At 33.5% G+C, this 13,605-nt stretch carries 10 protein-coding genes; 2 read left to right on the top strand and 8 right to left on the bottom strand.

Going from position 1 to position 13,605, the window contains the following annotated elements; genetic code table 11:
* Nucleotides 1-9 precede the first annotated feature (9 nt).
* From SIO70_RS00665 to SIO70_RS00630, 8 genes are all read right to left on the bottom strand, one after another.
* Complete coding sequence (locus tag SIO70_RS00665) at nucleotides 10-1,131, bottom strand: FecR family protein (RefSeq protein WP_320578490.1); 1,122 nt, start codon at nucleotides 1,129-1,131, stop codon at nucleotides 10-12.
* 40 nt (nucleotides 1,132-1,171) lie between these two features.
* The gene (locus tag SIO70_RS00660; protein WP_320578487.1) at nucleotides 1,172-1,714 is read right to left on the bottom strand and encodes an RNA polymerase sigma factor; all 543 of its coding nucleotides are present in this window, start codon (nucleotides 1,712-1,714) and stop codon (nucleotides 1,172-1,174) included.
* A 269-nt stretch (nucleotides 1,715-1,983) separates the two neighbouring features.
* Complete coding sequence (locus tag SIO70_RS00655) at nucleotides 1,984-2,193, bottom strand: hypothetical protein (RefSeq protein ID WP_320578485.1); 210 nt, start codon at nucleotides 2,191-2,193, stop codon at nucleotides 1,984-1,986.
* Nucleotides 2,194-2,392: 199 nt separating this feature from the next.
* Nucleotides 2,393-3,175, bottom strand: coding sequence for a hypothetical protein (locus SIO70_RS00650; RefSeq protein WP_320578483.1), 783 nt, complete (start codon nucleotides 3,173-3,175; stop codon nucleotides 2,393-2,395).
* Between the two features lie 3 nt (nucleotides 3,176-3,178).
* Complete coding sequence (locus SIO70_RS00645; RefSeq protein WP_320578482.1) at nucleotides 3,179-4,222, bottom strand: hypothetical protein; 1,044 nt, start codon at nucleotides 4,220-4,222, stop codon at nucleotides 3,179-3,181.
* A 212-nt stretch (nucleotides 4,223-4,434) separates the two neighbouring features.
* Complete coding sequence (locus tag SIO70_RS00640) at nucleotides 4,435-7,047, bottom strand: outer membrane beta-barrel protein (RefSeq protein ID WP_320578480.1); 2,613 nt, start codon at nucleotides 7,045-7,047, stop codon at nucleotides 4,435-4,437.
* Nucleotides 7,048-7,401: 354 nt separating this feature from the next.
* Nucleotides 7,402-7,653 (bottom strand): hypothetical protein, encoded by a 252-nt coding sequence (locus SIO70_RS00635; protein WP_320578478.1) that lies wholly within the window; start codon nucleotides 7,651-7,653, stop codon nucleotides 7,402-7,404.
* A 350-nt stretch (nucleotides 7,654-8,003) separates the two neighbouring features.
* The gene (locus tag SIO70_RS00630; protein WP_320578476.1) at nucleotides 8,004-8,507 is read right to left on the bottom strand and encodes a sigma-70 family RNA polymerase sigma factor; all 504 of its coding nucleotides are present in this window, start codon (nucleotides 8,505-8,507) and stop codon (nucleotides 8,004-8,006) included.
* A 240-nt stretch (nucleotides 8,508-8,747) separates the two neighbouring features.
* Between SIO70_RS00630 and SIO70_RS00625 the strand changes: the two genes are divergently transcribed.
* On the top strand, nucleotides 8,748-12,074 hold the full coding sequence (locus SIO70_RS00625; RefSeq protein WP_320578474.1) for a SusC/RagA family TonB-linked outer membrane protein: 3,327 nt from the start codon (nucleotides 8,748-8,750) through the stop codon (nucleotides 12,072-12,074).
* 53 nt (nucleotides 12,075-12,127) lie between these two features.
* Complete coding sequence (locus SIO70_RS00620) at nucleotides 12,128-13,585, top strand: RagB/SusD family nutrient uptake outer membrane protein (protein ID WP_320578472.1); 1,458 nt, start codon at nucleotides 12,128-12,130, stop codon at nucleotides 13,583-13,585.
* Nucleotides 13,586-13,605: the final 20 nt, after the last annotated feature.

Below are 13,605 nucleotides of genomic sequence, written 5' to 3'. Positions count from 1 at the left end.
AATAACAGGTTATTTTATGTGAATAGTATCCCCTTTTTTATAATAGTCAAACTCATTTGTTGATTTAAGAAGATCCAATGAGTTATCTATGGGTTCATTCCGATTGATCATTCCTGTAAATCGAATATTGTTTCTATCAGGATTATCTATCACAATTTCATTACTAAACCACCTGGTTAAGACTTTTATAATCTGGGATACTGGGGAATTGTTGAAAAAATAGATCCCCTGTCTCCAGCTTAGCAAGTTTTGTTCATCAAAAGGTGTAATGTTTAGGGCAGAGAACTTAAGGGTAAGCTCATCCCCTGGCTTCAGTTGAACTGTGTCGTTGTTAGCATTCACCTTGACAGAGCCACTTACCAATGCAACCTGGATATTCCCTTTATCATATGAATTTACATTAAAAGCAGTACCTAATACCTGTACAGTGGAGCCTGGTAGATGTACTACAAATGGCTTAGTATCTTTCGCTACTTCTATATATGCTTCCCCATCAATGTAAATATCCCTGGAATGATCAGTAAAGTTTAATGGAAATTGCATTTTAGTAGTGGAATTCAACCATACATTGCTTCCATCGCCCAAAGTTATTTTATAGTCTTTCCCAACGGGAATAGTTAAGGTCGCCAATTTATATGAATTATTCTTCCCGGCATCATAGGTGAGTGAGTTTTGCGTATTATTTAAGCTAATAGCATTTAATTTCACATTGCCTTGTTGCTGAGAAAGGTCAACAGTTCCTTCTCCTGGTAGATCTAATTTGATATTCTTATTATTAACTAGTTCAGTTTTAGCAATAGCTATTTGAACAGCAGCTTTAGGAGGATAATACAAACGAAAGATGCAAAAACCGGCTATTAATATCGCTGCCATACTCAAAGAAAATCCCCAGTGTCCAAATCCATTCCTTTTCTTCAATGACGCATGGAAGATATCTTCAACTGGACGGGGGGATTCAAGGAATGCTTTTACATCGGGAGTATCAAGAATGGATCTTGTCTCCATCCAAATGTTAAAAGCTTCGGGGTTTTCCCGGATAGTTTTTTTGAGGTAAGCTTGGTCTTCATCGCTAATAACACCTGCCAGTTCTTCCAGTACCAAGCGGTGTATCAGGTCATTGTCTATATTCATGATATTGATAAATTGCTGATATCACCTCAAAGTAACATTTTCATATTACTTTTTTCAAGTGAGAGCGAATTATTTTCAAGGCCCTGCTTACCTGGTTTTTTACTACCTGTGGCTGGATATTCATATCTACAGCAATCTCTTTATGCGATTTATCTTCAATATATAATAGCTCAAAAGCTCTGCGAGTGGCGGGGGCAGAAACTGATGCAATGGCCTCCTTTATTTGCCGGTATATTTCTTTATTTTCCAGCACATAATTAGTGGCAGCTTCTCTTGACACATACAATGTATGTTGTATGAATTTGCGCGCTACTTCGCTTTTCCTGCATTTATAAGCGTATTGAAGGTGTACCGCTTTAAATAGGTAATGCTTTAATGGAATACTTAAGGATAATTCTTTCCTTCGCTGCCATAGTGAAGTAAAGATTTCCTGCACCATATCTTCAGCTTCTGGATAGGACCTTATTTTATAATAAGCCTCTAGTAGCAGTAATGGTTGGTAGTGGTTGTATACATCTGCAAAGGTAGCTTCATTCCCTTGCTGTATTTCCCTCAGTAGTTCTTCATCTTGTTTGTATAACATAGAAATTTCCCTCCCTGTATAGGATTACATGACAATTGTTGATACCGATTCAAATCTATGTATAAATAAATAGGGAGTAGTTAACTCGAAGTTAATGTGCCCAGATTTTGGATGAACGGTAAACGATTACAATTCAACCATTACAAATGGCATTAATTAATTATAATATTGAAAAGCTTAATTAGATAAGAAGGAGATGATGGGCAACAAACTAACGTAACTGTTTAATTACAGCTGAAATAACTTTAAAGGGCATTGGGTTGTGGATCTTAAAAGCTAAAAAAAGATCCTGAAATTTCGGTTTTTACCTGGTTGCCTTTATATGAAGGCGGGATTTTATCAAGTATTGCTTTGGTTGCTTTTTCCAAATAGATGACAATATATGGTTTGTCATTTTTGGACACAACAGCAGTTCCAACCACCTCGTCATAAGCCCTCAGAGTTTGATAAAGTTCCAGGGAAGCGTCTGTTATTCTCATGATTTAAAGTTACTTTATTTTCTTAAAAACTGACGTTAAGTTTATTCATTATTGGTCCAATTGGGTTCGCCAGTGTCATACCTTTATCATTTCCTGCAAAAAGCAGTCCGACTGCAAAATGAGACTCATGGTCAATTATTAGTGACCCAGAATCACCAGGTTCGGAAAAGGGTTGAGAGTTAATGAATTGATTATCAGTTCATTTTATGAGTATTTGGTTAGCAAAATCATATTGTTGACCATCTATATTTACTTTGACACTAATTAAAGAGCTCGCTATTGTGCCATATGTTTTACCCGACATAGCTCCTATTTTGTATACTTTATTTCCATCTTTGGCAATAGTCAAACCCTCAACAGGTGCTGCTATACCTGGAATAATCCAATTTACATCCACTGAAATAGGACCTGCAATAGCAGCATCATGCTCATTTACTTCAGATAGTGAATAAGCCAGGGATTTGCAATAAAGGCCTATTGTATCACCAGCTTCTCCTCCGTCCAGGGTACATGGTTGTATTACAAAATTATCATCCACATCCTGGCTATTATAAAGTACATGATGGTTGCTTAGAATATATGTCTGACCATCCTCTAAACCTTTAACTAAACCTCCAAGCGTTCCTTTTATATTGTTTAGCCGATGACTGACAGAACAACCAATTTCCAGGGGGCGTTTTTTATACCTTAATTCAAATGGGGAAGTGACAAATGGCCTGATATCATTAGGACCTGCTCTATAATAATCTCTAATTGGGTTTAAATAGAGATCCTTTTGTTCAGAAAACAATTCAACATAATATCCCTTTTGATCTGAGCCAGCCACACTTACTCCAAATATATCATTGAAAATATCGTATATCAGCCCATCAGCGGAATGAAAATCATCTTCATCGCCAGCTATTGCATACTGCCTTTGCCTGGAAAATAAGAATTGATTAGTGATTGCTTTTTGAAGGTTAATTGCAGTTTGAAGGTCCATATGTCAGCTGTAATTAAATGTGGGATCTAATTTGGTTTTTTTCATGCCTACTTTGAAAATAGCATAAGTGGCATCTTTAAGTGGGTCATCATATTTCCCACTCAATAATTGGGCTTGATTGACACTTGCGGGAACTAGCTTTCCATATGTAGGGTAATAAATCGGATCAGCATCTAGCAGTTTTTGAAAATCCTTACCCCTTGCTAGTACACAAAAGCCAGGATTTAAACACCCCATTTTTATCCTGGTTATGCCTTGTGTAAAATCATGTTTGGCTTGTTGGGTTAAAGCTAACCTTAATGGGCGGCTTTTAAAAAGCACTTCCGGGTTATTATCCTGAAGCCTATTCATCAACTGATCTAGCATTGTAATAGCCTGGGAAGTAATGGCTGGGAATCCAATGGTAGATACAAGGTTTTTGCCCGTATCAGACTCCAGGAATTTAAAAATCTTTTGCCACCAGGCTGGCTCTTTGTGTTTAACTACTTCAAATGTCATCTGGCTAAGCCCACCTGGTATTTCAATGGGGCGATTATTAAATGCTTTTTTAAAGTCTGCTTTTAAATCTTTAGCGGGTGTTCTATCTTTTCCATTAAATAGATCCAGCCCGGCCGCAATACTCCAAAAAGCTGTATCAAAGTTTTTATCCCTGGAGCTACTGTCTTTGCCAATATTTATCCGAATGGTGGCTTTAGTATCCTTATCGACAGCTTCATTTGTTCCCAGGTTGAAAGAGAGCATTTCTAAAGCCATTAAAACGTCCGGTTCTTCCGATGTTCCATCTACAGAAGGATTTACCTGTGACGATTCGAGAATACTAGGGCCATCTGGTGCAGAAGAGAATTGGAATACCATGAATTGATTAGCCATATCGGCAGAATTGATATTCGGATCGCTACCATCCCTTGAAAATGATACAGCATCGTTACCTCTTAAACTAAAAGCAGAAAACTCTTCTTTTTGAATTATTTCAAGTCCTTTTTCCTGAGGTTTATCATGGTACCAGGATGTTATTACTTCATTTTCTTTAAATGAAAATAGCTCCATACGTGAATATTGAGGTATTTATTTTTCGCTTTTTGCTGTGTATTTTCTGATTTGTAACTATTTGGGGTGTTACTTTTCTAAGATAGGTAATATTTTATAAAATCAAATAAAATTGATCTTTAATAATAGGCTTAATTCGTTGGCTTAATGTTTTTTGTATTGAATTGACTTAGATAAATCAATAATATTAAAGTTCATATTTATGCAAGATTTTAATTGGAATACCTAACCTTTTTGAGGTCTAGTACAACTGAAAATAAATAGAAGCTGCCTATAAGATTTGTACGAGTTTGTGTGATAGAGTTACTTGAAATTGTTTGGGTCAGGTTTGATACCTGGTTGAGTATATTTTGCCCTTCCAGCCTACAAGTAATTTTATCCTTAAAGATTTTCCTTTCTATAGCTGCATTTAGAGTTATAGGATTGGCCGTTATAGAACTATTTAATCCTTGATTAATTTGTTTTTGGTAATCGAATTCAATTGCCCAATTTTTCGAGATGAAAAATTTTCCATTAAGTTGAAAGTTCCATGTAGAAAAATTAATTATATTATTTGTTGTAACGAGATATCTATTTCTGTTATACGTGTAGTTAATAGATGCATTTAATTCTGCCCAATTGGGGAAAAATCCTGATTTAATAATGCTGTTAAAGATGAGGTTATTTGTCTCTTTCTGTATATAATTCATATAAATATTACTATGTTTCAGGGAGCTCGAAAAATCCCAGGAAAGCATATATCTCCCTTCTTTCAGTGATCTGGAGATTCCTCCATTTAAATTGAAGGAGTAATTACCATTTAAATTTAGGTAATGCGTTTCATTAATTATGTTATTAGATGAATCTTCATAAACTACTGTATTTGTGACAATCTGATTTTTAATCAGATTGGTCTTTATATTTAGTAAAACTATATTGATTCCAGTATGACGAAATTCTAAATTAATTGCATTATTTGACTCCGCTTTTAAATTGGGGTTGCCAAAAATTGGAAATTGGATGTTTGTTCTATTTGGAATGAGTTGGGACTGCTGATTATTAGGATATTCAACAGTTGAATTAGTTGATATTACAATCATTGAGGACTGGCCAGTTTGCATTTGAAGTCGGAGCAACGGGAACCAAATATTACCGATTGTTTTATAGTTTTTTTGAGCAGAAATTTTGTTGTTTATTTTATAAAGCAGAAGTTTCCCTCCTAAAATCAGCTCAATTTTCTTTGATGTAATTTTATAACTGGCACTAATTTCGTTCTGAGTAGTTTTATTTTTATATGCATTAGTTAAAGAATCAATTAATTCCAACTTCTGGTTAGAGTATTCATAGTATGTTTTTTGTGAATAGTGATTGTTTAGTTGATTTAAGTTATATTTTATTTCAACATCAGAGTAATTGTTTATTGGTTCAATCCAGGAGGATTGGATATCTAAAATGAAATTTTGAGTTTTTGGGACAATCTTCTGTTTTAAAATAGAATCTTTACTTGAACCATCAGCGTAAGTAAATTGTAGTTTATTATCATTAACTGTATTGCTATTAACTGTTTGATAGTTTAAGTATTCTCTGATCGTAAAGACACGACCTGTTTTATTGAATTTATGAACAAAATATGAAGAGTTCGCTAAATAGGGAGTTTTCTCTTCATAATAATTATTTTGTTGTTGCATTACTGTTTGTAATCCTGATTGAGAAGCTGCAAAGAAATTTTGAGAATTATTAGAATTTAAGCCGCTGCGAATGTTAAATCCTAAGATTGATTGTTTATTAAATTTATAATCAAAACCAGTATTAATAGCAAATGCATTAGTTGATAAATAGTTTTTACTATTACTATTGATATATTGTTTTCCTGAATTGGTTTCCATTTGAACAAATTGTTCGACCTCATTCTTTATTTTTGATTTATCCCAGGTCGTAATTATTCTAATGGATAATTTTTTTTTGGTTTTAACTAATGAAATGTTTGCATTGTTGGTGGTGTTGTCGAATCCAGATCCTATATTGTTGCTATTCCCGGATATAAAGAATTGTTGTGAGGGAGTAATATCTGTACGTACTGGAGACAAGAGATATCTGTCTTTATTTCCCAGTCCTATTTTAATCTTGAATTGTTGGTTTCTTTTAACTGTGTTTTGAGTTTCAATGCTTATGATTGGTTTAGCCTCTCCATCCTTTCTTCCGGTAATACGAGCAATTTCACCATAATCATCAATTAATTGGATTTTTTCAAGCATTTCAATTGATAAGACGTTAATAAGTGCCTGAACATTTTTTAGCGGATAATCTTGACCATTAATACGTATTTGGGATATTGATTTTCCCATAAACGTTATAGATCCATCGGCATTTACAATTAAACCTGGTAATCTTTTTAAAAGATCGTTCAATACCGCATTTCCCTTAAGTTTGAATTGATTTATATTATACTCAATAGTATCACCCCTTAGGATGGCAACGCTTTTCTTGCCTTTTATAACTACCTCTTTTAATAAGTGATATGATGATGTTAATAGTATAGCAGGAATAATGTAGGTAGAGACATTAGTTGGAGGTTCAAAATTTCTAGTCAAAGGGGAATAGCCTAACGCAGATATTTTTAATTGGAATGGTGCATAATTATCTTTATTGAATTGAAATAATCCATTTTCATCACTTACCGTATGTAAGGAATCAAAAGCGCTAATTACCAAAATATTAGCTCCTGCTATACTCAGATTTGTAGAATCTTTTAAGCTGCCTTTTATTGTTATATTTTGACCTTTTAAAAAGAAAGGGAAGATAACAATCATAAGGATGATGGCATATTTACTCAATATGGATTTCATATCAGTTAATGATGAATGGGGATACTCTTATACGGGCTAACGATTATTTATGTTTAGAAATCTACATGGCATAAGTATCCATCGTAAATTGAAAGTTAACAGTATGAAATTAAGTTTTTATGTTAGTTATTCAAAATTATTAATAGCTGAATTATTAGTGCAGTATTGCCTTCTAAATAGAATTTTTATTCTACTATGATGTATTACTATCGTGACTTAGCGAAAAGTCATTTACTAGAATTTTGTTGATAGTAGTTATAATTAATTGCAAGTTGTTGATTATAATTAGGATTTAACGGCATGTTAAGCCCTAATTACACTAATATATTTTTTCTTATTTAATATCGGAGGAAATTAGACTCCATGAATTATCCTGGCTCCAATACAAGCCTTAGCACCTTTTTCAAGTGTGAAATATCTATATAGTTCACTTATTTTAGTAGTTGCGGTTCCATTAGTATAGGTTAAATTTGCTGCTGCGCAATATGCGGTTGTTATATAATAAGGAAGTACTGTATGATTCTTTTGGGATATTTTGAAAGCGAAAATGCTTCCGGTTATACCTAATGTGCACATTGCTGAAAAAATTATTCTTGCTTTCGTCATAATTATAGATTTTTTTGGTTAATTTTTTTCGGAAAATTTTCAAATGATAGGTAATTTCATTAGAAAAAATATAATCAAATTCTAATATTAATATTGTTCCTAGGAATCCTGAGATTTAATGTTGCTTATATACTAGTGGACTTGAACTTGATATTTGGGAAAGGTTCAAGGAATTATGAAGTGTTACAGTTTATTATGTTAGTTTAGAGTTTTTGATTATTTCGCATTATATAGGTACTTAATTTGTATTAAAAATATTATATTTTTGGATTACAAAACCTTCTTAATCCTAGGAATAATTAATATTTAGAGAATATTTATCGGATTTTTTAAGCATGATTTGATTTAAGTTATACTACCTGTTTTAATTTTTCTCGTACTATTTTTAGTGCTCTGCTGGTTTGGTTTCTTACAACCTGGGTTTTTATATTCAATTTCACTGCAATTTCACTGCAATTTTGTTCTTCCAGAAAAGCCAGTTCAAATATTTTTCGACAAGCAGGAGCGCTAATCTTGTTTATTGCTGATCTTATTTGTATTTCCAGCTCCTTGTTTTCAATCTTTGACGATTGACTTTTTTCTGATAGTTTTCCTAATTTATATTGAATATATTTTTTCACGACAGTTGAATGCCTGCAGCGTTGAGCATATTGTAGTTGTACAGCACGTAACAAATAGTTCTTGATTGGAAATTCGTTGGATAGCAACTCTCTTCTTTGCCATAAAGAGGTAAATATTTCTTGAACGATATCTTCAGCCTCTTGTGTACACTTGAATTTCTTTATAGCAAATTTTAACATTAATGGTTGATACCGGTTATACATAATTGTAAAAGCAACTTCTTGCTCTTTCATTACCGTTTTTATTAATTGTACATCTTTTGGATATTGCATGATATCCTCATATCGTAAAAAATATTAAAAGGTACTGCGAAAAATATTTTAATTTTTTTTGAGTACCTCGCAATTTTTGATACGATTATATTTGATATGTTTTGGGGAAGCATTTCTTTTCTATGATTTTTTGTGCTATCATTTTGCTTTTACAGAAGTATAAACCTGTATTTATCACTTAACAAACCAACTGTTTCGGTTATGCAAATTCCTACACCTCGTAGTTTGCTATTAGCAAGGTTGTTCACTTTTATTTTATTGATTCACACATTTTCAATTTCGGTCGCGCATGCTAATCAAGATGGAAAGCAAAAAATTAAATTAATTGCTAGTAACATAGCACTTGAAAGCGTTTTTAAGCAAATAGAAAAGCAGACTGGTTTGCGATTTATGTATGCCGTTGATATTTTAGATTTAAGTGAAAAAGTAAATGTTTCCTACAATCAAATTCCCTTAGATGAGGCGTTGGGTAGTTTATTAGGTTCAAAAGGTATTGTTTGGCAATATAGAGAAGGCATTATTTCTTTAAAGCAGCAAGTGCCTGATAAGCAAACAAAGGGAATAGAATCCAATTTTACTTCAGGAACAGTAATTATTACTGGTAAAGTATTAGACGATAAGTCTGAACCTATACCAGGCGCTACCGTTATGATAAAAGGAACAAGTAAAGGTACAAAGACAAACAGTGATGGGTCCTTTACATTATCAAATGTTGAAACTGGCGTTACTTTGATAATTACCTCAATAGGTTATGAGCGGAAAGAAGTAAATGTTGGGGATAAGAATAAGATATTAATTAGCCTTGCTACCGCAACCGGATTTTTAAATGAAAAGGTCATTATAGCTTATGGAACTTCTGCAAAAAAGAATTTGATTGGCAATATAACAACAGTAACTGCAAAAGAAATTGAAAATTCACCAGTAAGTAACCCATTATTGGCATTGCAGGGTAGGGTACCTGGTTTATACATAAATCAAACTACTGGTTTTGCTGGGGGCGGTGTTTCGACTATGATTCAAGGCCAAAATAGCTTAAGATATGGAAATGACCCTTTTTACGTTGTAGATGGAGTACCTTTTATATCTCAAATGATGCCAAACCAAGGAACTATATTAGGTAATTCAGGAGCTAATTTAGCTACGCCTGGTAATCCATTAAGTTTGATTAACCCATCTGATATTGAGAGTGTTACTGTATTGAAGGATGCGGATGCGACTGCTATTTACGGATCACGCGCAGCAAATGGTGCTATATTAATTACCACTAAAAAGGGAAAGGTGGGACCAATGAGAGTAGACGTAAATTATCAACAGGGATGGCAAAAATTGTCCAATAATTATAAATTACTTAATACATCTCAATACTTAGAAATGAGAAGGGAGGCTAAGATGAATGACGGTCTTGCTATTTCTGCAACTGATTATGATATAAATGGATTTTGGGATACAACACGTAGTACTAATTGGATGAAAGAACTTCTAGGTGGAACTGCTCATTATACAAATGCAAATGCTTCTATTTCAGGTGGGACTACGAATATTCAATATAATATTGGAGGGACGTATCATAAAGAGACTTCTATTTTTCCTTTAAGTTTTCCTGATGAAAAAGCAGGCGCTCATTTTAGCTTGTATAGTACCTCTCAAAATCAAAAGTTTAGAGCTCAATTCTCTTCAAGTTATTTTTTAGATAATAACAGGTTACCAGGGGTAGATTTAACATCTTATGCTACTAATCTTCCCCCAACAGCCCCCGCCCTTTTTAATAAGGATGGAAGTTTAAACTGGATGCCTAATAGTGCTGGTAATACAACTTTTTTTAATCCACTATCTTATATTTATAATACTTATAGTAATAAAAGTAATAATCTAATTTCAAATTTAAATTTAGAGTACACGATTCTGCCGGGACTAAATTTTAGGAGCAATTTTGGCTATAATTATTTAACTACGAATGAAATTACTGCAGTACCTTTAAAGTCTCGCCGTCCTGAACAAATACCTACCTCAACCAGATTGGCGATTTATGGTAATTCTAGATTAAGTTCGTGGATAATTGAGCCGCAATTAAATTATCAGTTAAAGATTAAAGAGGGGCAATTAGATGTACTATTAGGTACTTCTATTCAGCAAACACAAAGTAGAGGTTCCTCCGTTTCAGGCGAGGGTTATAATAGTGATGAAGTTCTTACCAATTTAATGTCAGCTGCCAGATTGTATCCAAACTCATCTTTTTCTAGCCAATATAAATATAATGCGGTTTTTGGGAGAATTAATTATGTTTTGAATAATAGGTATCTATTTAATGCTTCAGCTAGAAGAGATGGTAGCAGTAGATTTGGTGAAGAAAATAGATTCCATAATTTTGGTTCCATTGGAGCTGGGTGGATTTTTACTGAAGAAAGCATTTTTACAAAAAATATGCCTTTTATAAGTTATGGAAAATTAAGGGCTAATTATGGGGTTACAGGAAGCGATCAAATAAGCGATTATTTATTTTTAAGCTTATATGATCCAATAAATGGTGGAGTGACATATCGTGGTGCTACTGGTTTAGGACCAACTCGTATAACAAACCCATATTTACAGTGGGAGGAAACGAAGAAATTAAGTGTGGGCGTTGACTTAGGGTTGTTAAAAAATAGAATTATGATTGGCTTAACTCACAATAGGAATCGGTCATCAAATCAACTATTAAGCAAATCATTACCGTATACCACGGGGGTTAGAAATATTACAGTAAATCTTCCTGCAACAGTTGAAAATGCTGGTTGGGAGATTTTAATTGAAAGTAAAAATTTTACAGAAAAAAGATTTAGCTGGACTACAAGTTTGAATTTGACTGTTCCAAGAAATAGACTTGTCTCTTACCCTAATTTGGAAACTTCAGGTGATGCCGGCAGTTATTTTATTGGTAAATCTGTTACAACAAGGGCTTTGTTCCACTTTGCGGATGTAAATACAGAAACAGGCGTATATGAATTCTATGATAGTAAGGGCAATTTGACTTCGTCTCCTGATTATTCCACTGATAAAAATTTTTTGATAAATTTTGATCCAAAATATTATGGAGGATTGCAAAATACTTTTGTTATAGGGACTTTTGAAATAGGAGCCTTATTCCAATTTGTAAAGAAAACAGCTTATAACTATATTATAGGAAGTTATCCTGGAGTTTACAATATTAATCAACCACTAGCCGTCTTAGACAGGTGGAAAAAGAAGGGCGATATTGCATCACATCAGCGATTCAATTCAAATTATTCTATTTCTGGGGCTTTTGGTAGGGCTAGTTCTAGTAATTTAACCTACGCCGATGCATCCTTTATCAGATTGAAAAATGTTTATTTGTCTTGGCAAATTCCGGAAAAATGGAAGAATAAAATTGGAGTTAAAAACTTTAAACTTAGCATACAAGCCCAAAACCTTTTTACAATAACTAAGTATGTTGGTGTCGATCCAGAGACAGCCTCAACTGCCCTACCACCATTGAAAACATGGGTCTTTGGTGCACAAATCGGATTTTAGTAATTAAGCGAAGTAGATATATTTTGAAATATCAATATATAATGAATTGTTATATGACAAATCGTGGCATAATTAATCTATTTTTTGGAAGTAGTATGAAGTTTAAGAGATACTTGGGTATAATTGGAATTTTTATCATATTATTTGGATGTAATAAACTAGTTGATATAACTGGTCCAGATACATCAGCAAATACAGATAATGTATATAACAGTGATGAAACTGCTGTTGCTGTTTTAAATGGGGTATACCTCAGTCTGAGCGCAGGTACCCTATTGGACGGTAATACTATTAATAGTTTTATGTCCTTTTATCCAGGTCTTTCATCTGATGAACTAACATTATATTCAAACGATAGAGCAGATTATATAGCATATTATACCAATAATTTGACTGATGCCATTAGTCCTAATATTTGGCTAAATACATACCCCGTAATTTATACTTTAAATTCGGCTTTAGAAGGACTTAATAAATCTGAAAAACTTACTCCTGCAATTAAAAAACAATTACTTGGAGAAACACGTTTTATGAGGGCATTTTGTTATTTTTATCTAGTTAATTTGTACGGGGATGTACCTTTAATTTTAACTACAGATTATAAGGTGAATGCGTCGATTGCGAGGTCAGATAAGAATGTTGTAATGAATCAAATAATTGACGATTTGAAAGAGGCAGAATCTCTTATGACTGATAATTATTATGATATTAATGTTAAATCTATAACAACCGAGCGAACCGCACCAATTAAATGGGCAGCAACGGCATTATTAGCAAGAGCATATTTATATATGAAGGACTATGCTAACGCTGACTTGAAGGCTACTTCAATCATCAATCATTCAGAACTTTATTCATTGGAACCTTTGAAGGATGTATTTTTAGCAAATAGTTCAGAGGCCATTTTTCAATTACAGCCAGTGAACTATGGATGGAATACAGAAGATGCACGTGTTTTTATTTTACCTGCTGAAGGTCCTAGCAGTTCATATCCGGTTTATTTAAGCAATCAATTGTTATTAGCATTTGAGCCAGGGGATATGAGAAGATCTGTTTGGGTTGATAGTGTGACAGTCATGGGGACTACTTATTTTTATCCATACAAATATAAGAGTGCCAAATTGGATGATCCTGTTACTGAATATGAGATGGTCCTACGATTGGGAGAGCAGTACTTAATAAGGGCAGAAGCTAAAGCTCAGCTTGGTGATTTGTCTGCCGCAGTTGACAATATTAATGTAATGCGAAATCGTGCGGGATTGGAAAATTATAATGGCCCTCAGAGTTTAGAAGATTTGTCAAAAGCGATATTGCACGAAAGGCAAATAGAATTGTTTAGTGAATGGGGTAATAGGTGGCTGGATTTAAAGAGAACTAATTCTGTTGATTCTGTAATGAGTAAGGTGACAATCGAAAAGGGTGGTATATGGAAATCTTCATCTAACTTATATGCTATTCCACAATATGACTTGTTGTATAATTCCAACTTAGTTCAAAATGAGGGATATTAATTATTGAGACTGTAAATTTC

Source organism: Chitinophaga sancti, assembly GCF_034087045.1.
Lineage (GTDB): Bacteria > Bacteroidota > Bacteroidia > Chitinophagales > Chitinophagaceae > Chitinophaga > Chitinophaga sancti_B.
Note: the sequence above shows the minus strand (reverse complement) of the source record. Positions and strands in the feature narration are given on the sequence as shown.